The following is a 20,897-nucleotide window of genomic DNA, read 5'->3' as shown; positions in this document are numbered from 1 at the left end:
GCGGCGTTACGCTCGCCCCATTACGTCACACATCGCGATCCATTTTATGGCAAGACGACAGGCAGCCGCCTGTCGTTCGTTACTGGAGGTAGGCATGAGCCTTGAGTTGTTCAATCAGTTGGAGCAGAAAGTCACCGACACCGTCGAGGCGTTGGAGATGATGAAGCTGGAAAACGAAGAGTTGCGCAACGAAAATGCGCAGCTAAAACAAGAGCGCGAAGAGTGGGAGCGCCGTTTGCAGGGTGTGCTCAGCAAGTTCGACGGTATGGACGACAGCAGCGCGTCCTAAGCCAGCGTTCGAGACATCAGTAGCGCATCTTCCCGCCCGGTCGCGCCGTTGGCGGCCGGGTAGTAGCCCTTCCGACGACCATCTTCCTGAAAACCTACCTGCCGATAGAGCGCAAGAGCTCGCTGGTTTCCGGCGCGCACTTCCAGCAGTAATCGCTCGGCTTGCCAGCCCGTTGCCACAGCAATAATCTCATCCAACAAGCGTCGCCCTATGCCTTGCCCCTGGCAATCAGGCCGCACGCCAATGGCCTGTAATTCGGCATCGAACGGTAGTTTCGCGATCAGGGCGTAGCCTGCGAGCGCGTCGCCCTGCCAATCCCCCAAGATCCACGCTTGCTCATCGGCCAGCGCCTCCTCTAGCTGCTGGCCACTGGCGCCGCTTTGCGCAAGGACTTCGAGCGCGAGCAAAGGCGCTCGGTCGACCGCGCTCAGCCGACGAATCACACCTTGCCCCACTGCTTGCCTAATGCCACCAAATGGGGCCATAGCGCGCGCTTGGCGCTAGCGTTCTGGATGAGCGCTGCCAGCAAGGGGCCCTGCCAAACCGGTAGCGCGAGCGTTTGGCTCTGCCCTTCATTAAGTGCGATGACGCGCGCCAAGTCGGGCGAGGCCGTCTCTGCGCCCCACCACAGCACTTGCTCTAGTTGCCAGCCTTGCCGACTTGCTGCCCCGGCAATGAACGCCGCCACGCCCTCTTGGGCTTCTTCGAGGGGCTCTTCCGGCTCGAAAGCGGTGGCCATGGGTGGCCAGGTGAAGTGAGTCACCGTCGGCAGCTCACCGCGCCATATGCCCGCAGCACGCAGTATATTGGCCAGCAGCTGTTGTTCCACCACCGATAGCGTGCCTTCACAGAGACTCAACCACCGCCCGCCAAGACAGACGCAGGAAAGACGGAAGTTCAGCGGTTTGGCGCGCTCGCGGGGCGGGGCCGCCGGTTCAGGCGCAGGGGCGGCTTCCGGTTGAGGCGCCGTCACGGCCTGCCCTAACAGCGCTTTGACGGCTGAAGGCGACGTCACCGACGGCGCGTTTGGCTCGGCATCGGCTTGACGCGGCGGGCGAGGCGCAGGGGCGTCGTCCAGCAACGCCTGCAGGCGCTCGCGCGGGGCCGCTTTGGCCGGTGCGTCCTCCCACTCACAGGCGCCGGTTGGCAGGGCGTTGGGCAACTGATAACGGGACGCCCAGGACGTAATGCCCATGGCATCCAGATAGTGCCGACGAGTGACTTCTGGGGTCACTGGCCGCCGCCACGACAGTTGGGAGAGTTGGGACGCTCGCTGCCGCGCGCCTGCCACTCACGGGGCGTATAGAGATGTAACGCCAGCGCGTGGACCGGGCCCGAGAGCTCGTCGGCCAACAGGGCGTATATTTGCTGGTGACGCTTCACCGGCATCATGCCGTCGAAGCTATCGCTTACCAGGGTGACTTTGAAGTGCGTTTCAGAGTTGGCCGGCACGTTATGCATGTGGCTCTCGTTCTCGACTTGGAGCACGTCTGGGGTTAGCGACGCCAACTTTTGCTCAATTTGTGTCTGTATCGCCATGGGACTCTCCTTCCGTCAGCAACGCCTCTATTGTACGCCCTTACTTCCCAACAGACGATGCCCGCCGCTCGATGAGCGCCCGCTGGGCCAGCGACACCCGAGACAGGCTCGCCAGCAGCGCCAACAGCGTCGTTCCTGCCCCCAGCCACAGCGTGACCTGTATCGGCGCTCCCAGCGCCAGCGCCGCCCCCACGAGCGCCACCCCGAAGGATTGCCCCACCGTACGGGTCGTACTCATCACACCGGAGACGTTGGCGCTGCGCTCTGGCGGCAGGCTGCCCATCATTTCGCGGTTATTCGGCGGCTGAAAAAGCCCAAAGCCGATCCCGCAGAGTGCCGTCCGCCACAGGCTACCCACCACTCCCGTGCTCTCGTCCACCAGCGCCAGCGCCACCAGCCCGACGATTAGCAGGACCAGTCCCGTACTCGACAGCAGGCTGGGGTTAACGCGATCCGCCAAGCGCCCTGCGACGGGCCCCACCAGCATGATCGCCAGCGGCCATGGCGTGAACAGCCACGCCGTCTCCAGAGGCGAAAACCCCATCTGTTCTTGGTAGAAAAACGACAGCGCTACAAAGGTGAGCCCCTGACCGATAAACGCCAAACCGGAGGCCGACACCGCCAGCGTAAAGCGCTTCTCGGCAAACACACTGAGCGGCAGCAACGGGTAAGGTGCCCGGTGCTGGCGACGCACGAACAGCACGCAGGCTGCCACTGCCAGTAGCCCCCAACCGCCGCTCTGCCACACCGGCGCGGCGTGTCCCACGGCGTCCATGGCGATAAAAAAGCTCGCCAGCATCAGCATCGAGTAGAGCGCCCCCAGCGTATCGAAGCTGCCTTGTCGCGGCGTCTCTTTCGGCAGTGCGCGTCGCGCCAGCCAGAGTGAGCAGAGCCCCAGCGGCAGGTTGAGCGCGAACAGCCACGGCCACTCCACGAACGAGAGAATCACACCGCTGAGCGTGGGGCCTGCGGCATAGCCGCCAGCCACGACCAGAGCGCTCAGCCCCAGCGCGCTGCCAAGCAGCCGAGAGGGAAAAATAGCGCGATAGAGCGACGGCCCGATGGAGAGCGTGGCCGCCGCGCCCAAGCCCTGCAGCGCACGAAAAACGAGCAGCGTTTCGAGGTTACGCGACAGCGCGGCACCGAGTGCCGCCAGCACGAAAGTGGCCAAGCCAAACAGATACAGCCGTCGGCGAGTGATCAACTCGCTGATTCCGGCAAACACGAGCAAAAAGGCCGCACAGACGACCTGAAAGAGATTGGTGATCCACACCGCCCGGGATGCCGAGACGTCTAGGTCCGCCGCGATGGTCGGCAAGGCCAAATTGATCATGGTGGTATCGACTACCGCCATCAGCGTGCCGGTCACTAGCGCCAGCACGGCCAACAAACGCTCAGGCCCGGGCAGCCCATCGTCGCCGGGGCGAGTTTCAAACAGTCGCATGGTGATGAATTCCTGAACAACACCCTCTGAAACGGCAAAACCGGCCGAAGCCGGTTTTACAGTGCGCTCATGCTAAAAATAATAGCACGCTAATCTTGTTCGTTGTCGAGCAGCAGTGCGTCGTCAACATCCGAGATTTCCAGAGCCGTTTCGTCGTCCAGGTCGATGGCGAGGTAGCTGTGCTCCACGCGCAGGAAGTCCTGAAACAGCGACCAATCGAGTTTTTCTGGCCACTGACGCTCATCCTCTTCCCAAGCGCGCAGCTCGGTCTCTAGGATTTCTACGTGACGCTCACGCACGAACGTCTCCAACGCCTCTGGGGTATCCATCTCGGGGATCAGGTATACCGTACTTTCACGTTCGACGTCGTCCAGGGTCAGGTCGTCGTCTCCCATGGTGGGTTCGAGCGCATTGATCCAGTCCACGAAGGTCTGGGTCGGCCTGACGCTCAGGGCAGAGCGATTTAGCAGTTTCATGGGATTCTCCTCGCCGTCGAAACGTTGACCATTATGGGCGCTAAATCGCGCCCTTACCAACTTTTCGTCCGCAACCCGCCCAGTTGAGCGTCAATCCACTTCGGGACGCATGGCCGGGAACAGCAGCACATCTCGAATGGAGGGGCTATCGGTAAACAGCATCACCAAGCGGTCAATGCCGATGCCCTCGCCCGCCGTCGGCGGCATGCCGTACTCCAAGGCGCGCACGTAGTCGGCATCATAGTACATGGCTTCCAGGTCACCGGCGTCTTTTTCGGCCGCCTGTTCGCGGAAACGCTCTGCTTGGTCTTCGGCGTCGTTCAGCTCCGAGAAGCCGTTGGCGATCTCGCGGCCACCGACGAAGAACTCGAAGCGATCCGTGACGAAGGGGTCCGCATCGTTACGACGCGCCAGCGGGCTGACTTCGGCCGGGTATTCGGTGATGAACGTCGGCTGGTCCAGCTTGTGTTCCGCCACTTCTTCAAAAATCTCGGTTTGAACTTTACCTAGCCCCCAGCTCTCTTTGACCTTGATACCGAGCTTTTCTGCCGCAGCACGGGCAGCATCCAGGGTGTCCAGCTCGGCGTCGGTGATGCCGTCGCCGTGATCCAGAATCGCTTGGCGCAGGGTGAGACGCTTGAAGGGCTGGCCGAAATCGTAGCTGGCCCCTTGGTACGTGATCGTAGTAGTGCCCAGCACTTCCTGCGCCGCGGTGCGCAGCATGGCTTCGGTCATGTCCAGAAGGTCGCGGTAATCGGCGTAGGCCCAGTAGAACTCCACCATGGTGAACTCGGGGTTGTGCCGCGTGGACAAGCCTTCGTTACGGAAGTTGCGGTTGATCTCGAACACTTTCTCGAAACCACCCACCACCAGACGCTTCAGGTAAAGCTCCGGGGCAATACGCAGGTACATATCGATATCCAGCGCATTGTGGTGAGTGATGAACGGACGCGCCGCCGCACCGCCGGGAATCGGCTGCAGCATCGGCGTTTCCACTTCCATGAAGCCACGGGCTTCGAAGAAACGGCGCATGGAGCTGATCACCGCTGCGCGGGTCTCGAAGACCTTACGCGACTGCGGGTTCATGATCAGGTCCACGTAGCGCTGGCGATAGCGGGCTTCTTGATCGGTCAGGCCGTGGAACTTGTCCGGCAGCGGACGCAGACTCTTGGTCAACAGCTGCGCCTCGACCATCATCACGTACAAGTCGCCTTTACCCGACTTATGCACCGGGCCACGAGCGGCGACGATATCGCCGATGTCCCAGCCCTTGATGTCTTCCAGCACGTCTTCCGGCAGCCCCTTTTTATCCACGTAGAGCTGGATCTGGCCCGCCACGTCCTGAATCACGATGAAAGGACCACGTTTGCGCATCACACGACCGGCCACCGACGCTGGGTGGTTCAACGCTTCCAGCTCGGCTTTGTCTTTCTCGCCCAGCAAGTTGTGCAGCTCGACGGTGAGGCTGTCGCGGCGGAAATCGTTCGGGAAAGCGCTCTTGCCCTGCTCGGCCGCCCGCTCACGGCGGGCCGCCAGCTTGGCACGGCGCTCGGCGATCAGGTGATTTTCATTATCGAGAGAAGACGCGTCTTGGTTAGCCATCGGGCACCCTATTCATGTTCGAACGCTAAAAAGATTACAAACCCTGCTTCAGGCTGGCGACGATAAACTGGTCTAAATCGCCGTCGAGCACTTTGTCGCAGTTGCTGGACTGAACGCCGGTACGCAGGTCTTTAATGCGCTGATCATCCAGTACGTAAGAGCGAATTTGGCTGCCCCAACCGATATCGGCTTTGGAGTCTTCCGCCTCCTGCTTGGCCGCATTGCGCTTTTGCATTTCGTGTTCCCACAGCTTCGCCTTCAACTGTTTCATAGCAAAGTCGCGGTTGGCATGCTGGCTACGCTGGCTCTGGCACGCCACCACAATGCCGGTCGGCTCGTGGGTAATTCGCACGGCGGAATCCGTGGTGTTGACGTGCTGACCCCCGGCACCGCTGGAGCGGTAGGTATCGACACGCAGGTCGGATGGGTTGATCTCGACCTCGAAGCTATCGTCGATTTCCGGCGACAAGAACACCGATGCAAACGAGGTGTGACGGCGGCCGCCGGAATCGAACGGACTTTTGCGCACCAGGCGGTGAACGCCGGTTTCCGTGCGCAGCCAGCCAAACGCATGGTCACCCTGAATATGCAGCGATGCCGACTTGATGCCCGCTACTTCCCCAGCAGAAATCTCGATGATTTCGGTTTTGAAGCCGTGGCTTTCGGCCCAGCGCAGGTACATGCGCAGCAGAATGTTGGCCCAATCCTGCGCCTCGGTGCCCCCGGAGCCCGATTGAATATCCAGATAGGCGTTGTTCTCGTCCATCTCTCCCGAGAACATGCGGCGAAACTCGAGCTTTTCCAGCGCGCCCTGTAAGCCGCTGAGCTCTTTACGCACTTCCTCGACGGTGCCTTCGTCCTCTTCCATCTCGGCGAGTTCCAGCAGGTCGCGGCTATCCGCCAAGCCCTGGTCCAGCTCGTCGATGGTCGCCACGATGGCTTCGAGGGAGGCGCGCTCTTTGCCCAGCTTTTGGGCGTAGTCTGGGTCGTTCCAGACGTTGGGGTCTTCGAGTTCGCGGGAAACTTCTTCTAGCCGATCTTTACGCTCGGCATAGTCAAAGATACCCCCTAAGAACGTCTGTCCGCTCAGACAGGTCCTTGATCTGGTGATGAATCGGGTTGGTTTCCAACATGGATCGCTCTAGCCTTGGTCAGTAATGGGCGATGTCTCACGGCCGTATTCAACACGGCATAAAAGAGACAGGCGCCGCTGGAGCGGCTCACGGTTAGGCGGAGACACCTGCGCGAGCTACCCCAGCGGCGATATTCTGGCTCGCATTGTAACGAAACCCAGCGCTCACCGCATCCACCCAGCCCTTCGTTCCTCACGTAAAAAACCCGGCCGAAGCCGGGTCAGTGTGTCGCAGATCGATCAGTAAGCGCGAGCAGCCGATCAGAACCGATAGGTCAGCTGGGCACCGAAGCCATGGGCTTCGTTTTTGTAGTCCGCAGAGTAAGTGGCACCGCCAACGGGGACACCACCGGTTTGGGCACTGGCAAGCAAATCTTGGCGGTCTTGCTCAACAAAGGTGCTGCGCTCGGTGAGGTAGGAGTAAGCGAAGTCCAGGGTCAGGTCGGGTGTGGGGCTCCAACCCGCCCCGATAGAGAAGATACGGCGCTCGTCGGACGGGATACGTACGCTACGGTCTTGGTCATTGGTGGGTGTGAAGTCGAGCGTCACACCCGCGCGCAGCGCAAGACTCGGCGTAAGCTGGTACTCGCCGCCCGTCGCAAAGGCCCAAGCGTTCGAATAGTTCTGCTGCTCGTTGGTAATTTCATTACCCTGGCTGCCCAGAATCGATATTTCCTCGAACTGACTCCAGCGCACCCAGGAAGCCCCAAACATCAGCTTCAGGCGATCCGTCATCTGCTGGGTCAACGAGAAGTTGACCGTTTCAGGCGTAGTCAGATCCAGGTTAGCGGTATCCGCACGCACTACGTTACCCAGCGGATCCGTGGCTTGGAAGGTGCCTTCCAGTTCGTAATCCACGGCTGAGCGATAGGTCAAACCCAGCGTGGTTTCGGGCACTGGCTGATAAATCACCCCCAGGTTATAACCCCATCCATCGTCGTCACCCTCCACCCGCGAATCTATATCTTCGGCGGCATTGAAAGCGGCGCTGGTAGGCAATTGACGACGCAGCTCGCCTTCTACCTGGTTGTACGTGATGCCGATACCGGCCGACCACTGATCGTTAAAGCGGTAAGAGACGGTCGGCTGCGCACTCACTACACGAAGCTCGGTGTAGTCGCCAAAGTAGCGGCCTTGGAAGGTATCTTCGTACTCGGTTTTAGAACCGAACGGGGCGTAAACGCCAAAACCAAACGCCAGTTGTTCATTGACTGGGTGAGCATAGAACGCGAAAGGCACTAAAGTACCCGGCACCATATCGCCATCATTCGTGCCCGGAATCGCACCTATGGGCACCTGAGTCCCTACCGGGGCACCGCCTTGAGCAACCCCGACATCCAACGTACGGTTGGCCGAGACATTACTAATATCCGTATCGACGCTTAGGAAAGTACCACCCGCTGTAATCTGAGCGCGGTCGAGGAACGACATACCCGCCGGGTTACCGTACACGATCGTAGCATCATGAACGTTGGAGCTGCGTCCTGCATGGCCGTAGCCCTGGCCGCTGACGCTTTGCTCGTTGATTTGATATCCGCCTGCGTTGGCTTGGCTAGCAAAAGCTACTGCTGCTACCGCGGCCACTAGGGTTAGTTTTTTGAAGTTATTATGCATTGTGGGCCTCTCTCCCGATGATCCGGCGGACTCTGCCATCCACCCGCGTTGTTCCTACATCTCAGTTTTCGCCCAATGTCGGGTTTGGTTCAAGGGCAAACGAGCGTTTTATTTTGTTTTTTTCTTATACATTAGTCGCACGACCGTTTTAAATCAGTGTTTTAGTCCTTTCGACTGAGGCAACGGTAACGCTTGACCTATGGGTTACCCAAGGGTTTTACACTCACAGAACGTCAATTACACGGGGATTGGGCATGTCATTGAGCGATTTAAAAGTGGGGGAGCTAGCCAAGCGTGCTCACGTGACGCCAGAGACGGTTCGCCACTACACACGCGAAGGCCTGCTCTCCCCTCGTAGGCACCCTGAAAACGGCTACCAGCTCTTTTCTAATAACGACCTGGAGCGGCTGCACTTTATTCAGCGGGCGCGAAAACTGGGATTCAGCGTCGCGGAAATTCGCGACATTCTGGCTCATGCCGATCAAGGCGACTCCCCCTGCCCGCTAGTGCGTGATCTGCTCGCTCATCGGCTGCCGCAAATACGCGCACGCATCGCCGAACTCGAAGCGCTCGCCCAGCGAATGGAGCAAGCGCTCGACAGTTGGCAAGACATGCCCGACGGCACCCCCGATGGTCACAGCCTGTGCCGTTTGATCGAAAGTTTTCCTGAGGAGGCCCCATGCAGCGCGACACCGAACAAACCGTGATGCTGATACGCACCGTTCCGGGCATGAACTGCCAGGGCTGCGTCAAGCGCATGCGTGAGGCCATTCAAGCCCAGGACCCGGCCGCCCAGGTGGATGGCTTCCCTGCCGAAAAGCGCCTGGAAGTGGCCAGCTCCCTCGATGATCAGGCGCTGGATAGTGCACTCAACGAAGCGGGCTATCCACCCAGCGACGACGCGAGTGACGCACTACATCCCGACGCGCCTGAACTCGCTGAATCGCAGAGCGCCAACGCGGATGCACCCCAACTGCGCCTGCTGATTAGCGGCATGACCTGCGCGGGCTGTGTCAAAAGCGTCGAAAAAGCACTGGCCAACACGCACGGTGTAAACAGCGCCTCGGTGAATTTTGGCACCCACACCGCACACGTCACCGGCAGCGCTACTCAGGAAGCGCTAATGGCCGCCGTTGCCGAGGCGGGCTATCGCGCCGAGCCGATTGTGGATATGCGCGAAGCCGAGCGTACTCGCGAGGCGCAAGAGGCCGTTACCTATCGCCAGCGCCTCAAGGGCAGCGTGCTGTCACTCTCCCTCGCGATTCCACTGATGCTGAGCATGTTCGTCTATCACCCACACCCCATGGACGTTGGCCGCCTGTACTGGCTGGTGATTGGCCTGCTGACGCTCGCTATTTTGGCCTTTCCCGGGCGGCACTTTTTCACCAACGCCTGGAAACAGCTCAAGCATCATCAAGCCAACATGGACACCCTAGTGGCGATGGGCACCGGCACCGCCTGGCTCTACTCGATGATGGTGGTGCTCTTCGCCCCCTGGCTGCCGGAGGTGGCTCAGAGCATCTATTTTGAAGCGTCGGCCATGGTGGTCGGGCTTATTCTGCTGGGCAACGCTATGGAGCTACGCGCCCGAGGCCGCACCAGCAGCGCGCTGAAACGCCTGCTCGACTTACAGGAAAAAACGGCACGGGTCATTCGTAACGGTGTGGAGCAAGAGATTGCGGTAGACGACGTAGCGCTGGATGATCATATTCGCGTGCGCCCCGGTGAGCGGCTGCCGGTGGATGGTGTCGTGCTCGACGGCCAGAGCTATATCGATGAGTCGATGCTCACCGGCGAACCCGTGCCGGTGCACAAAACAGCGGATGACGAGGTGAGCGCGGGCACGGTGAATGGCAACGGCAGCTTGGTGTACCGCGCCACCCGCATTGGCCGCGATACCCGCCTGGGACGTATCACCGAGCAGGTGGCCAGCGCACAAAACTCCCGCCCGCCGATTGGCGAGCTGGCCGATAAAATCTCCGGCGTGTTCGTGCCCGCCGTGATGATCATAGCAGTGCTGACGGCGCTGGCCTGGTACAACTTGGGGCCTGCTCCGGTGGTCATTCACATGCTGGTGACCGCGACCACCGTGCTGATTATCGCCTGCCCCTGCGCGCTGGGTTTGGCCACTCCCATTTCCACTATGATTGGCGTGGGCAAAGCCGCCGAGCATGGCGTGCTGGTGCGCAGTGGCGAAGCGCTGCAAACCGCGAGCCGCCTGACCACACTGGTGGTGGACAAGACCGGCACTCTGACCGAAGGCAAACCTCGTGTGACCGAGGCAACGGTGCTGCATAACGACAGCACCCAAGTGCTGGCCTGGGTGGCCGCCCTAGAGAGCCGCTCCGAGCACCCCCTTGCCAAAGCGCTGACGGCCTACGCCGAAGAGCATGATGCCCGCGCCGATAGGCTGGCTAGCTTTGATAGCGTGACCGGCGGCGGTGTGAAAGGCACCAGCCAAGCCAATGACACGCTGCTGCTGGGCAATGCGCGCTTATTGGAAGCATCTGGCGTCGACCTTTCCCCAGCAAACGAGCACATTCGCCAGCTGGAAGCCAAGGCGCGCTCGCTGGTCTATTTAGCGGTGAATGGCAAGCTGGCCGCCCTCTTCGGCGTTAGCGACCCGCTGCGCAAAGATGCCGCTGCCGCCGTGAAGCGCTTGCAGGATGATGGGTTAACCGTGGTGATGTTGACGGGCGATAACGAGCATACCGCTTCTGCGGTGGCCCGCGAGGTAGGCATTAGCGAGTTCAAGGCAGGCATGACGCCCGACGACAAGCACGCCGAGATTGAGCGCCGCCAAGCGGCAGGCGAAGTGGTCGGCATGGTGGGCGACGGTATTAACGACGCCCCCGCGCTGGCCCGGGCCAACGTGGGTTTTGCCATTGGTCAGGGTACCGATATCGCCATGGAGAGCGCCGGTATTACGCTGATGCGCGGCTCGCTGCACGGCGTGGCCACGGCGATTGAACTGAGCCGTGCCACGCTCTCTAACATCAAACAGAACCTGATCGGCGCGTTTGGCTATAACGTGCTGTGCATCCCGATTGCCGCTGGCGTGCTCTACCCCATGACTGACATGTTGCTCTCTCCCATTATCGCAGGCGCTGCCATGTCACTCTCTTCGATCACCGTGGTCAGCAACGCCAACCGCCTGCGGCTATGGAAGCCCAGCCAACAGGAGGCCGTATGAGTTTACTGATCAACCTTGCGGGTATTGCCGTCATTGGCTTGATCGTCTGGTGGTTTTGGCTCAGCTAAGCCGACTAGCTCACTCCGATATAACGCCCTGGCTTGTGGTTCAGGGCGATGATCAAGTTGAGCATCAGCGCCCCCAGCACCGAGTAGCCTACGCGGTCTAGGGGTAGCTGGGTGAGTGCCACCAGCAGAATCACGCCATCGATGCCGAGCTGCACATAGCCCGCCCGCAGGCCGTGCTTGTCCTGGAGGTAGAGGGCGAGAATGTTGATACCGCCGAGGCTAGTGCGGTGGCGAAACAGCATCAGCATGCCAATCCCCATCAATGCGCCGCCCATCAGCGCCGCGTAGAGCGACGGCACGTTGGCAAATTCGACCCACCCCTGAGTAAGCTCGGAGAACAGCGAGACCAAGCCGATGGCGACAAAGGTGCGCAGCGTAAAGCTCCACCCCATGCGTTTGATCGCCAGATAGTAAAACGGCAGGTTGATGGCAAAAAACCACACGCCAAATCCCCACCCGGTCAGGTAATTGAGCAGTAGCGCCATCCCTGCGGTGCTGCCGGTAAGCAGCACTGCGTGAGTGTAGAACGTCACTCCGAGAGCAACAAACAGCGTCCCCAACAGCATCGCCATGATGTCTTCATAGGGCTTGTGGGGGTCTTTAGGCAGGTCTTCCATGCGCATGAGTGCGTCCTTTTTTGGGATTATTAGAGCGGCCGCTTAAGCGGCCAAGGACGCGAGGATAGCGGAGAGTATTAAACGGGGCTAGCGTGCTCCACCATCAGCTGCAGTGACTCGCGACCGCGCCAGCGGTTGCGATTGAGCTTGTAAGCGCAGTGCAGCGTATCGCCCACGCTAAACGAGGGCAGCTCCCCCGGCGTGAGCGCACGAAACCAGATCGCTTTGCTGGTCACGGCCCCCATGGAGAGCTCCATCATCAGGTGCGAGCCCTCTGCGCCGACCGGGCGCAGCGCTTCCACAATGAAGCGCCCTTCAAACAGCGGTGGGTCGAACTCCCGCCCGTAGGGGCCCAGCGTCTCGATTTCAACCAGCGTCGCCAGGGAGAGTTGTGCGGTGGAGAGCTCGCCATCGGTCCACAGGCGCGGGTAGAGCGGCGTGTCGCCAAGCTGCTCACCGACCGCCTGCAAAAACGCGGCTTTGAAGGTGTCGAGCTGCTCCCGTGGCACGCCCACGCCTGCAGCGCCACTGTGCCCCCCAAAGCGCAGCAGTGCCTCTGGGGCAAGCTCAAAGGTGCGCTGTAGTGCGTCCCGTAAATGCAGCCCGTCAATAGAGCGGCCGGAGCCGGTAAGCATATTGGGTGCCGCCGCCCGCGTCAGCACCACCGCCGGGCGACCGTAAGCCTGCACCAACCGCGAGGCCACAATGCCCTGCACGCCGGGGTGACCATCTTCCAGCAGTACGACCACCGCAGGCTCGTTGGCCTCCAAGGCGGGAGCGGCCAGTGCCCGCGCCTCCTCGGCCATATCCGCCTCAATCGCCTTGCGGGACTGGTTATCCTGGTCAAGCACCTCTAGCTGCCGGTTAGCGACGCTGTCGCTCTCCGCCAGCATAAAATGCAGCGCCGCGTAGGGGTCATCTAGCCGTGAACGGGCATTGATCCTCGGACCCATCTGAAACGCCAAGGTTTCAGCATTGAAGGGCACGCTATCGGCCCCTAAGCGCGCTGCCATGGCCCGCCAGCAGGCGGCGTCCATGCGGTTAATCAGCGTCAGGCCGTGGCTCACCACCGCTCGGTTGGCGGGGCTGCCGCCGAGCGATACACAGTCCGCCACGGTGCCTAATGCGACATAAGAGAGCCACGGCGAAAGCTTCGGCGTGGCCTCGGGCAGTACGCCCCACTCCACCAATACGCTACGGGCAAGCGACATTAATAGCCACGCCACCATGCAGCCCGCGATGGTTTTATCGGGGTAGTCGCAGTCGCTACGGGTCGGGTTTACACAGGCGTAAGCGGAAGGCGGCGGGCCTTCCAGCGGCAGAGCGTGGTGATCGCTGACCACCACATCGATACCCGCCGCGCTTAACCGCGCAATGCGCGGCTCATCGGAGCTGCCGCAGTCGGCGGTAATCACCAGCGTCGGCAGCGGTTTTAAGCCGAGGGTTCGCTCCACCAGCGGCAGGCTGATGCCGTAGCCATCGTGAATACGGTGGCCAATCAGGCTGTGCAGCTTATGCTCGGGCACGCCGAACAGCTCGACCAGCGTGCGCCGAATCACCACGTGGGAGGTGATTCCATCCACATCGTAGTCGGTCAGAATGCCAATGGATTCGCCCTCAGCGACCGCCTGGGCGATCCGCTCAGCGGCGCGGCGGCCATCGGCAAGCTTTTCGGGATGCACCAGATAACGCAGGCTTGGCGATACCAGAGGCTCCAGCTCCCCGGTGTAGCCTGGAAGCCGCGACGCCAGCAGCCGCGCCTGCAGCTCGCTCAAACCTTCGGCCTGAGCACGGGCATACACGGCCTCGTCCAGGGGACGAGGCTCTAGGCGGGGACGGCTATTGTGTGCAGCGAGTGTTCGCGCAGAGAGCGGCACCTGGGTCATGCCACCTCAGCGACGGTTATCGGCAACGAACCGCTGCACCGCGCTCAGCTCTGCCGGTAGCACCGTGTAGCGCTCTTCACGCTCCAGCAGGTCGTCCATGTGGGTCGGCAGCGGAACGCCCTGGAAGCCCGCCTTAACCACCGCTTCAGCAAATTTCGCCGGGTGGGCGGTGGCCAGGGTGATCATCGGCGTGGAGGTATCCACACGCGCCCGCTCGGCGGCGCGGTAGCCGGTGGCCGTGTGCGGGTCGAGAATTTCCCCGGTGCGGTGGTGGGCTTCCCGAATCACTTCCAGAATCGTCTCATCATCCACGCTATGGCTGGCGAACTTCTCGCGCAGCTTGGCCAGCGGCGCGTCGGCAAGCGCGGTGGGCTCTTGCTGGAAGCGCTCCAGCAGCGCGGCCACAGCGGCACCGTCACGGTCGTAAGCGTCAAACAGTAGGCGCTCGAAGTTGGACGACACAACGATATCCATGGAAGGCGCCAGCGTGGCCGCCAGCTCTTTCTTGGAGAAGTCGTTGGCCGCCAGGGTGCGGTGCAGAATGTCGTTGGCGTTGGTGGCGATAATGAACTGCTTCACCGGCAGGCCCATCTTGTACGCCATGTAGCCCGCAAAGACGTTGCCGAAGTTGGCCGACGGCACGCAGAAGCTCACTTCCCGCTGGGGGGCACCCAAGGCCACGCCTGCGGCCACGTAGTAGACGATCTGGGCCATGATGCGCGCCCAGTTGATCGAGTTCACCGCCACAAGCCGCGTGCCGTTCAGGAACGCCTGGTTGGCAAAGCTGGCCTTGACCATCGCCTGGGCATCATCGAAATTGCCCTCGATGGCGATGTTGAAGACGTTGTCCGCCAGCACCGAGGTCATCTGGCGACGCTGCACTTCGGACACGCGGTTATGGGGGTGCAGAATAAAGATATCGAGGTTGTCGCAGTGGCGGCAGCCTTCGATGGCTGCAGAGCCGGTGTCGCCGGAGGTGGCGCCCATAATCACCGCGCGCTCGCCACGCTTTTTCAGGAAGTGGTCCAGCAGGCGGCCAAGCAGCTGCAGGGCAACGTCTTTAAACGCCAGGGTGGGGCCGTGGAACTGCTCCAACAGGAAGTGGTTGGCATCCAACTGTTTTAACGGCACCACCGCGTCGTGGTTGAACGTGGCATACGCCTCGGTTACCAAGCGGCGGAAGGTGTCATCGTCGATCTCACCGTTTACAAACGGCTTCATCACCCGGAAGGCGATCTCGGCATAAGAGAGGCCGGCCATGCTGGCCAGCTCCTCTTGAGAGAACTCGGGCAGCGTTTCCGGTACGTAGAGGCCGCCGTCGCTGGCCATGCCGGTGAGCACCACCTCTTCAAAAGAGAGGGCAGGCGCTTGGCCACGCGTGCTGATATAGCGCATGGGTTACTCTCCTTCGTCCAAGCTTTCCACGCGAATACGCGTCACGGGGCCTGCGATGTCCGCCATGGCTTCGATTTCGCGGATCGCTTCGTTCATCTGCTTCTCTTTAGTGCTGTGGGTCAGCAGAATGATCGGCACCAGCTCACCTTCGGTGGCCTCTTTCTGGATCAGCGCCTCAATGGAGATGCCCTGCTCGGCCAGGATGGTTGCGACACGGGCCAGCACGCCGGGGCGGTCAACCGCCAGCAGGCGCAGGTAGTAGGCCGTGGTGATCTCTTCCATCGGCATAATCGGCAGCTGGCTAACATCTTCATCGATGCCGCTAAACGCCAGGTAGGGCACGCGGTAGTGGTGGTCGGTGGCAATATCCCGCGCCACGTCCAGTAGGTCAGCGACCACTGCCGAAGCCGTTGGCTCGGCACCGGCACCCGCACCGTAGTACAACGTGGGGCCAACCGCATCGCCCATCACCGCAATCGCATTCTTCACACCGTGCACATTGGCCAGCATACGCTCTTTAGGAATCAGCGTGGGGTGTACCCGTAGCTCCAGCCCTTGATCGGTGCGCTTGGAGATCCCCAGGTGCTTGATGACGTAGCCCAGGTTATCGGCCTGCTCCACGTCTTCGGCAGTAATGCGGGAGATCCCTTCGGTGAAGGCTTTTTCAAACTGCAGCGGCACGCCGTAGGCAATCGAGGCCAGGATGGTCAGCTTGTGGGCTGCGTCGATCCCTTCCACGTCGAAGGTGGGATCAGCTTCGGCGTAGCCAAGCGCCTGGGCTTCCGCCAGCACGTCTTCAAAGGCACGGCCTTCGTCGCGCATATGGGTCAGAATGAAGTTGCCGGTGCCGTTGATAATACCGGCCACCCACTCGATACGGTTGGCACCCAGGCCTTCACGCAGCGATTTAATGACGGGGATACCGCCTGCGACAGCAGCTTCAAAGGCGACAATCACGCCTTTTTCATGGGCTGCGCGGAAAATCTCATTACCGTGAACCGCGATTAGCGCCTTGTTAGCGGTCACTACGTGTTTGCCATTGGCAATCGCAGTGAGCACCAATTCACGGGCGATATCGTAGCCGCCAATCAGCTCTACCAGCACATCCACGTTGGGGTTGTTAGCCACTTCGAATACGTCGGTGGTGGCGTTAATGCCGGTAATATCGCAGTCGGGATGGATACTGCGGTGGGCAACCTGCTCAATGACAATCGGGCGGCCTGCGCGGCGACTAATATCGTCGGCGTTACGCGTTAATACGTTGAAGGTGCCGCCACCTACCGTACCTAACCCACAAATGCCTACTCTTACCGGTTTCAAAATACTTCCCCTTTCGTGTTGGGCACCCGCAGGTGCCGCTTCTTAAATCAGTGTCTCAGCGTGTTCGTTCGTCACTTAGGTGACGTTATTCATCTTCCAAGCCTAACATGGCAACGAGCCGGTCGGGGGGTACAAAACCAGGTACCATTTGCCCATCGGGCAGGATGATGGTTGGTGTGCCCTGTACACCCAGCGCTTGCCCCAGGGCGTACTGCTCAGCTACCGGATTATCACAGCTAGCCGACGCGGCAATGGTTTGGCCCTGTTTCGCTTGATTCATCGCCTCGCTGCGGTTATCCGAGCACCATACCTGCTCCAGAGTGTTAGCCGCACCGCTCCCCATACCGGCCCGCGGGAAGGCTAGGTAGTGTACCGCAATCCCACGCTCGTTGAGTTCGGGCACGGTCTCATGGAGGCGCTCGCAGTAGGGGCAGGTGGGGTCGGTAAACACCACCACCGTGGCCTTGGGCTCATCGACACTGCGAAACACCACCCGCTCGCTCTCCGAGACGGTGGCCAGCGCCGCGGCACGCTCTTGGTTGCGAGACTGCTCGGTTAAATTCACCAGACCATTATCCGCATTTTGGTAGAGGTCACCTACCAGAAAATGGCTGCCGTCCGCATTGGAGTAAAACGACTCGCCGCTCTCAAGGCGAACATGGTAAACCCCTTCCATCGGCGTGGCGCTCACTTGCTCTACCGGCATTGATTGGCCGTTAACTTGCAACGTCTCAGCAAGACGCTCGGCGGCATCATCGGCGCTGGCAAAGGCAGGCAGTACACTGCCCGCCAGCAACAGCCAGAGGGCACAGGTTTTCGCAACTGAGGGCATACGTTGGCGCATTGTTTCATTAACCTCGCGGATGGTGTTCGGCATGTAGCTGCTCCAGGCGCGCCTGGGCAACGTGGGTATAAATTTGCGTGGTGGATAGGTCGCTATGGCCTAACAGCAGCTGTACGACCCGCAAATTCGCCCCATGATTCAATAAATGGGTTGCAAAGGCGTGGCGCAGCGTGTGGGGCGACAGCGGACGCGAAATCCCCGCCGTGATAGCGTGGGCTTTGATGCGGTGCCAAAACGTTTGCCGTGTCATGGCGTTATCGCCCCGCCCTGGGAACAGCGCCGGGCGCGTCGGGTCCTGCATTAATGCCGGGCGTGCGGTTTTCAAGTAGCGCGCTAGCCACTCGGCGGCCTCTTCCCCCATGGGCACTAGGCGGTCTTTATCCCCTTTACCGCGCACGCGCACCACCCCTTGACGCAAATTCACTGCGTCACTGGTCAGTCCCACCAACTCAGATACCCGCAGCCCGCAGGCGTAGAGCAGCTCCAGCATGGTGCGATCACGCACGCCAAGCGGCGTGCTCACATCCGGGGCCAGCAGCAAGCGCTCTACTTCCTCCTCCTCCAGCGTATTGGGCAGGCTGGGGCGCACTTTAGGAAGTGACACATTAGCGAGCGGGTCGCTGTCAATATGGCCATAGAGCCGTGCCCAACGATAGAAGCCGCGTAGCGACGAGAGCATCCTAGCGTTGCTGCGCAGCTGGTAGCCCTGCTCGCGACGCTGCTCCATCCAGATGCTAAACCGCGCTGGCGAGGCAGTGAGCAAAGTGTCACCGTCGTTTTCAAGCTGCTGCTGCCAGGCGGTTAAATCGCGCCGGTAGGCCGCTAGCGTATGGTCGCTGGCTCCCTGCTCTAACCACAGGGCATCCAGATAGGCATCAATCACGCTCATAGGCTAACGGTCTCACGGTGAGGCCACAAACAAAAACCCCGCCCCGCAAAGCGGTGACGGGGTTTTCCGTACCCGAGCGCCAGGCGCCCGTGAAAAAGTGGCGATTAAGCCAGCTTTTCCTTGATACGCGCCGACTTGCCGCTGCGCTCGCGCAGGTAGTACAGCTTGGCTTGACGAACGTCACCACGACGCTTGACTTCGATAGAGTCAACCAGCGGGCTGTAGGTCTGGAAAGTACGCTCAACGCCAACACCGTGGGAGATTTTACGCACGGTGAAAGCGGAGTTCAGGCCACGGTTACGCTTGCCGATCACCACACCTTCAAACGCCTGCAGACGCTCACGAGTACCTTCTTTTACTTTAACCTGAACGACGATGGTGTCGCCCGGTGCAAAAGCAGGAATCTCTTTGTTCATCTGCTCGGCTTCGATCGCCTGGATCACCTTGTTCTTGCTGCTCATCTTCAAACTCCTAAATAACGTAATGGTTTGCCACGCAGTTGTGGAAGGGGCAAACCGTGATCCCGGCGCTCGAAGCGAGCCACGCGGGAGTCGTTATGGGTGACGCAGGTACGCACGCTAACTGCGTATTCGTCCTGCACCGCCGCTCTGCTCTACTCGCTGCTATCCGAGGTAGTGCGCAGAGCGTGTTCCTCGATAAACTCGTCTAGCAGCGCTTGCTGCTCGGCGTTAAGAGTGCGCCCTGCCAATAAGTCAGGACGACGCTGCCAGGTACGCCCCAGCGACTGCTTCAACCGCCAGCGCTTGATGGCTGCATGATTTCCGCTGAGCAGCACCTCAGGCACTTGGCGCCCGTCGATCACTTCTGGACGGGTATAGTGCGGGCAGTCTAACAAGCCGTCATTAAACGAGTCTTCGATAGCGGAATCCTGGTGGCCCAGCACGCCGGGTACCAGCCTTGCCGCTGCGTCGATCAGCACCATCGCGGGCAGCTCACCGCCACTCAGCACATAGTCGCCAATCGACCACTCTTCATCGATGTCACTCTCCACCACACGCTCGTCGATGCCTTCATAACGCCCAGCAACCACGACCAGCGGGCCTGCCGAGGCGAGTGCTTGCACCCCCTGCTGATCCAACCGGCGCCCTTGGGGCGATAGGTAGATCACTGTCGGCGTAAGGCCGGTGGCCTGCTCGGCACGTTGGCGAGCATCAAAGATAGCCGCCCTGAGGGTGTCTACCTTCATCAGCATACCAGGGCCGCCGCCATAGGGGCGATCGTCCACGCGGCGGTGGCGGTCGGTGGCGTAATCCCGCGGATTCCAGAACTCTAGGGCAATGCGCTGCTTCTCTACCGCCCGACCGATGACACCCTGCTGGGTAATCGCATCGAACATTTCAGGAAACAGTGACACAACCCCAATCCACATCGCTGGTGCGTCTGTTTGACTACCTGCGGCTTCCTCTGCTGCCACCGTTGTATCCGTCGCCGTAAGTTCGTTCAAAGCGTCTTGGCTCATCAAAACTCAGGGTCCCAGTTAACCACCATACGGCCGTCTTCCAGGCTGATATCAACAATCACATCATCGGGCAGAAAGGGTAACAGCCGCTCGCGCTTATCGATTGAGTCGTTATCGCCGCGTACCACCATGACATCGTTTGCGCCGGTTTCAAACAGGTAGCTGACCTGCCCTAACCGCTCGCCTGACTGAGTGAAGACAGTAAGACCTTCAAGCTCATGCCAGTAATATTCGTCATCGGAAAGCTCAGGCAGTGCCTCTTTAGGCATGAGGATATCCGCTTGCGCCAGCCCCTCGGCTGCCGTTCGGTCATCGATGCCCTTCAGCTGCACGACAAGCCCTTTGCCTTGCCGACTCCCCTGAATCACGGTCATGCGCGTCAAGGTTTCCCCTTGGCGCACCCACCACTCGGGGTAATCTAAAATGCTGTCCATGGGATTGGTATAGGAGTACACCTTTAGCCAACCTTTAATCCCGTGAGGGCTGGTGAGCTTACCAAGCACTACGTGCGTGTCGTCAGTATGGCTAGTGTTAAAACGCGTCATCGACGACCACTCCGGCTACAACAGCATCTATTGCTATGACTTGCGACGAGCAACAGGCTTAGGCCTGTTTGCGCGCTTCTTTAACCAGCTCAGCAACACGACCAGACAGCTGGGCGCCTTGGCTCTGCCAGTGAGTCACGCGATCCAGATCAACGCGCAGACGCTCTTCCTGACCACGGGCAACCGGGTTGAAGAAACCAATACGCTCGATGAAACGGCCGTCACGGGCGTTGCGAGAGTCGGTAACAGTCAGGTGATAAAAGGGACGCTTTTTGGCGCCACCACGTGCCAAACGAATGGTAACCATACGATAACTATCCTTCGGTTGAGGTTACGAGAGTGGGATATAGCGCTAACCGCTATCAGAACACTCGTCATACTGTTTTCTTGGTGCACCACCTGCTTATATAAGCCTTGGCAACGCACCATCAGGACCTTCACTGGCAAGCATTGGAGCCGTGCTAACGCACATTTTGCCAACACCCACGCATGAAGAGGCCGCATTCTACGCAAATGCGCTCGGCTTGGAAAGCCTGACAGCCAGAAAACTCACAGGCCGTCAAC

The 20,897-nt window shown here is 60.3% G+C and carries 21 protein-coding genes; 3 read left to right on the top strand and 18 right to left on the bottom strand.

The window, feature by feature from the left end; genetic code table 11:
- The first annotated feature begins 94 nt into the window (after window positions 1–94).
- Entirely contained in the window at window positions 95–289 is a 195-nt protein-coding gene (locus QIT27_RS10785) for a cell division protein ZapB (protein ID WP_159340955.1), read from the top strand.
- Here the strand turns inward: QIT27_RS10785 and rimI are convergent.
- The 8 genes from rimI to QIT27_RS10745 form a co-directional block, all read right to left on the bottom strand.
- Entirely contained in the window at window positions 286–774 is a 489-nt protein-coding gene (rimI, locus tag QIT27_RS10780; RefSeq protein WP_285263796.1) for a ribosomal protein S18-alanine N-acetyltransferase, read from the bottom strand. The two genes, QIT27_RS10785 and rimI, sit on opposite strands and share 4 nt — an antisense overlap.
- Entirely contained in the window at window positions 729–1,523 is a 795-nt protein-coding gene (locus QIT27_RS10775) for a hypothetical protein (RefSeq protein ID WP_285263795.1), read from the bottom strand. The genes rimI and QIT27_RS10775 overlap by 46 nt, the downstream gene beginning before the upstream one ends.
- Window positions 1,520–1,828: a BolA family protein gene (locus QIT27_RS10770; RefSeq protein ID WP_285263794.1), complete on the bottom strand. Its 309-nt coding sequence runs from the start codon at window positions 1,826–1,828 to the stop codon at window positions 1,520–1,522. Before QIT27_RS10770 ends, QIT27_RS10775 begins: the two co-directional genes overlap by 4 nt.
- 40 nt (window positions 1,829–1,868) lie before the next feature.
- Window positions 1,869–3,272 (bottom strand): MFS transporter, encoded by a 1,404-nt coding sequence (locus QIT27_RS10765; RefSeq protein WP_253019130.1) that lies wholly within the window; start codon window positions 3,270–3,272, stop codon window positions 1,869–1,871.
- An 89-nt stretch (window positions 3,273–3,361) separates the two neighbouring features.
- A complete protein-coding gene (locus QIT27_RS10760) occupies window positions 3,362–3,748 on the bottom strand; it encodes a hypothetical protein (protein ID WP_062359457.1) in 387 nt (128 codons plus the stop codon).
- Window positions 3,749–3,838: 90 nt separating this feature from the next.
- Window positions 3,839–5,350, bottom strand: a complete 1,512-nt coding sequence (gene lysS / locus QIT27_RS10755) for a lysine--tRNA ligase (protein ID WP_253019131.1) — start codon at window positions 5,348–5,350, stop codon at window positions 3,839–3,841.
- 34 nt (window positions 5,351–5,384) lie between these two features.
- A protein-coding gene (prfB, locus tag QIT27_RS10750) for a peptide chain release factor 2 (protein WP_350338771.1) occupies window positions 5,385–6,483 on the bottom strand; the annotation gives its coding sequence in 2 pieces (ribosomal slippage) (window positions 5,385–6,407 and window positions 6,409–6,483; 1,098 coding nt in all).
- A gap of 260 nt (window positions 6,484–6,743) precedes the next feature.
- Window positions 6,744–8,096, bottom strand: a complete 1,353-nt coding sequence (locus QIT27_RS10745) for an OmpP1/FadL family transporter (RefSeq protein WP_159340944.1) — start codon at window positions 8,094–8,096, stop codon at window positions 6,744–6,746.
- A 254-nt stretch (window positions 8,097–8,350) separates the two neighbouring features.
- Between QIT27_RS10745 and QIT27_RS10740 the strand changes: the two genes are divergently transcribed.
- Both QIT27_RS10740 and QIT27_RS10735 read left to right on the top strand, forming a co-directional pair.
- Entirely contained in the window at window positions 8,351–8,803 is a 453-nt protein-coding gene (locus QIT27_RS10740) for a MerR family transcriptional regulator (RefSeq protein ID WP_285263793.1), read from the top strand.
- Window positions 8,776–11,289 carry a heavy metal translocating P-type ATPase gene (locus QIT27_RS10735; RefSeq protein WP_285263792.1) on the top strand — a complete coding sequence of 838 codons (2,514 nt, stop codon included), beginning with the start codon at window positions 8,776–8,778 and terminating at the stop codon, window positions 11,287–11,289. Before QIT27_RS10740 ends, QIT27_RS10735 begins: the two co-directional genes overlap by 28 nt.
- Before the next feature lie 73 nt (window positions 11,290–11,362).
- On the opposite strand, the gene QIT27_RS10730 is transcribed toward QIT27_RS10735, so the two are convergent.
- The 10 genes from QIT27_RS10730 to rpsP form a co-directional block, all read right to left on the bottom strand.
- Window positions 11,363–11,980, bottom strand: coding sequence for a YitT family protein (locus QIT27_RS10730; RefSeq protein WP_044629615.1), 618 nt, complete (start codon window positions 11,978–11,980; stop codon window positions 11,363–11,365).
- A gap of 71 nt (window positions 11,981–12,051) precedes the next feature.
- The gene (locus QIT27_RS10725) at window positions 12,052–13,860 is read right to left on the bottom strand and encodes a single-stranded-DNA-specific exonuclease RecJ (RefSeq protein WP_285263791.1); all 1,809 of its coding nucleotides are present in this window, start codon (window positions 13,858–13,860) and stop codon (window positions 12,052–12,054) included.
- Between the two features lie 6 nt (window positions 13,861–13,866).
- Window positions 13,867–15,255, bottom strand: coding sequence for a threonine synthase (gene thrC / locus QIT27_RS10720; RefSeq protein WP_285263790.1), 1,389 nt, complete (start codon window positions 15,253–15,255; stop codon window positions 13,867–13,869).
- 3 nt (window positions 15,256–15,258) lie between these two features.
- Window positions 15,259–16,575 (bottom strand): homoserine dehydrogenase, encoded by a 1,317-nt coding sequence (locus tag QIT27_RS10715; RefSeq protein WP_285263789.1) that lies wholly within the window; start codon window positions 16,573–16,575, stop codon window positions 15,259–15,261.
- An 85-nt stretch (window positions 16,576–16,660) separates the two neighbouring features.
- Entirely contained in the window at window positions 16,661–17,452 is a 792-nt protein-coding gene (locus tag QIT27_RS10710) for a DsbC family protein (protein WP_502875200.1), read from the bottom strand.
- Entirely contained in the window at window positions 17,427–18,308 is an 882-nt protein-coding gene (xerD, locus tag QIT27_RS10705; RefSeq protein ID WP_285263787.1) for a site-specific tyrosine recombinase XerD, read from the bottom strand. Before xerD ends, QIT27_RS10710 begins: the two co-directional genes overlap by 26 nt.
- Before the next feature lie 104 nt (window positions 18,309–18,412).
- Window positions 18,413–18,769 (bottom strand): 50S ribosomal protein L19, encoded by a 357-nt coding sequence (rplS, locus tag QIT27_RS10700; protein ID WP_285263786.1) that lies wholly within the window; start codon window positions 18,767–18,769, stop codon window positions 18,413–18,415.
- Between the two features lie 152 nt (window positions 18,770–18,921).
- Window positions 18,922–19,698 (bottom strand): tRNA (guanosine(37)-N1)-methyltransferase TrmD, encoded by a 777-nt coding sequence (gene trmD / locus QIT27_RS10695; protein ID WP_285263951.1) that lies wholly within the window; start codon window positions 19,696–19,698, stop codon window positions 18,922–18,924.
- A gap of 89 nt (window positions 19,699–19,787) precedes the next feature.
- Window positions 19,788–20,333, bottom strand: a complete 546-nt coding sequence (rimM, locus tag QIT27_RS10690) for a ribosome maturation factor RimM (RefSeq protein WP_285263785.1) — start codon at window positions 20,331–20,333, stop codon at window positions 19,788–19,790.
- Window positions 20,334–20,391: 58 nt separating this feature from the next.
- Entirely contained in the window at window positions 20,392–20,640 is a 249-nt protein-coding gene (rpsP, locus tag QIT27_RS10685) for a 30S ribosomal protein S16 (RefSeq protein ID WP_009098555.1), read from the bottom strand.
- Window positions 20,641–20,897: the final 257 nt, after the last annotated feature.

This window comes from Halomonas sp. LC1, assembly GCF_030247125.1.
Taxonomy (GTDB): Bacteria; Pseudomonadota; Gammaproteobacteria; order Pseudomonadales; family Halomonadaceae; genus Vreelandella.
This window is presented reverse-complemented; position numbering and strand designations above follow the sequence as displayed.

Bases quoted from the DNA above. Each gene is read 5' to 3' on its own strand.
- QIT27_RS10785 (WP_159340955.1), top strand. From the start codon at position 95: ATGAGCCTTGAGTTGTTCAATCAGTTGGAGCAGAAAGTCACCGACACC.
- rimI (WP_285263796.1), bottom strand. From the start codon at position 774: ATGGCCCCATTTGGTGGCATTAGGCAAGCAGTGGGGCAAGGTGTGATT.
- QIT27_RS10770 (WP_285263794.1), bottom strand. From the start codon at position 1,828: ATGGCGATACAGACACAAATTGAGCAAAAGTTGGCGTCGCTAACCCCA.
- QIT27_RS10765 (WP_253019130.1), bottom strand. From the start codon at position 3,272: ATGCGACTGTTTGAAACTCGCCCCGGCGACGATGGGCTGCCCGGGCCT.
- QIT27_RS10760 (WP_062359457.1), bottom strand. From the start codon at position 3,748: ATGAAACTGCTAAATCGCTCTGCCCTGAGCGTCAGGCCGACCCAGACC.
- lysS (WP_253019131.1), bottom strand. From the start codon at position 5,350: ATGGCTAACCAAGACGCGTCTTCTCTCGATAATGAAAATCACCTGATC.
- QIT27_RS10745 (WP_159340944.1), bottom strand. From the start codon at position 8,096: ATGCATAATAACTTCAAAAAACTAACCCTAGTGGCCGCGGTAGCAGCA.
- QIT27_RS10740 (WP_285263793.1), top strand. From the start codon at position 8,351: ATGTCATTGAGCGATTTAAAAGTGGGGGAGCTAGCCAAGCGTGCTCAC.
- QIT27_RS10735 (WP_285263792.1), top strand. From the start codon at position 8,776: ATGCAGCGCGACACCGAACAAACCGTGATGCTGATACGCACCGTTCCG.
- QIT27_RS10730 (WP_044629615.1), bottom strand. From the start codon at position 11,980: ATGCGCATGGAAGACCTGCCTAAAGACCCCCACAAGCCCTATGAAGAC.
- QIT27_RS10725 (WP_285263791.1), bottom strand. From the start codon at position 13,860: ATGACCCAGGTGCCGCTCTCTGCGCGAACACTCGCTGCACACAATAGC.
- thrC (WP_285263790.1), bottom strand. From the start codon at position 15,255: ATGCGCTATATCAGCACGCGTGGCCAAGCGCCTGCCCTCTCTTTTGAA.
- QIT27_RS10710 (WP_502875200.1), bottom strand. From the start codon at position 17,452: ATGCCGAACACCATCCGCGAGGTTAATGAAACAATGCGCCAACGTATG.
- xerD (WP_285263787.1), bottom strand. From the start codon at position 18,308: ATGAGCGTGATTGATGCCTATCTGGATGCCCTGTGGTTAGAGCAGGGA.
- rplS (WP_285263786.1), bottom strand. From the start codon at position 18,769: ATGAGCAGCAAGAACAAGGTGATCCAGGCGATCGAAGCCGAGCAGATG.
- trmD (WP_285263951.1), bottom strand. From the start codon at position 19,698: ATGTGGATTGGGGTTGTGTCACTGTTTCCTGAAATGTTCGATGCGATT.
- rimM (WP_285263785.1), bottom strand. From the start codon at position 20,333: ATGACGCGTTTTAACACTAGCCATACTGACGACACGCACGTAGTGCTT.
- rpsP (WP_009098555.1), bottom strand. From the start codon at position 20,640: ATGGTTACCATTCGTTTGGCACGTGGTGGCGCCAAAAAGCGTCCCTTT.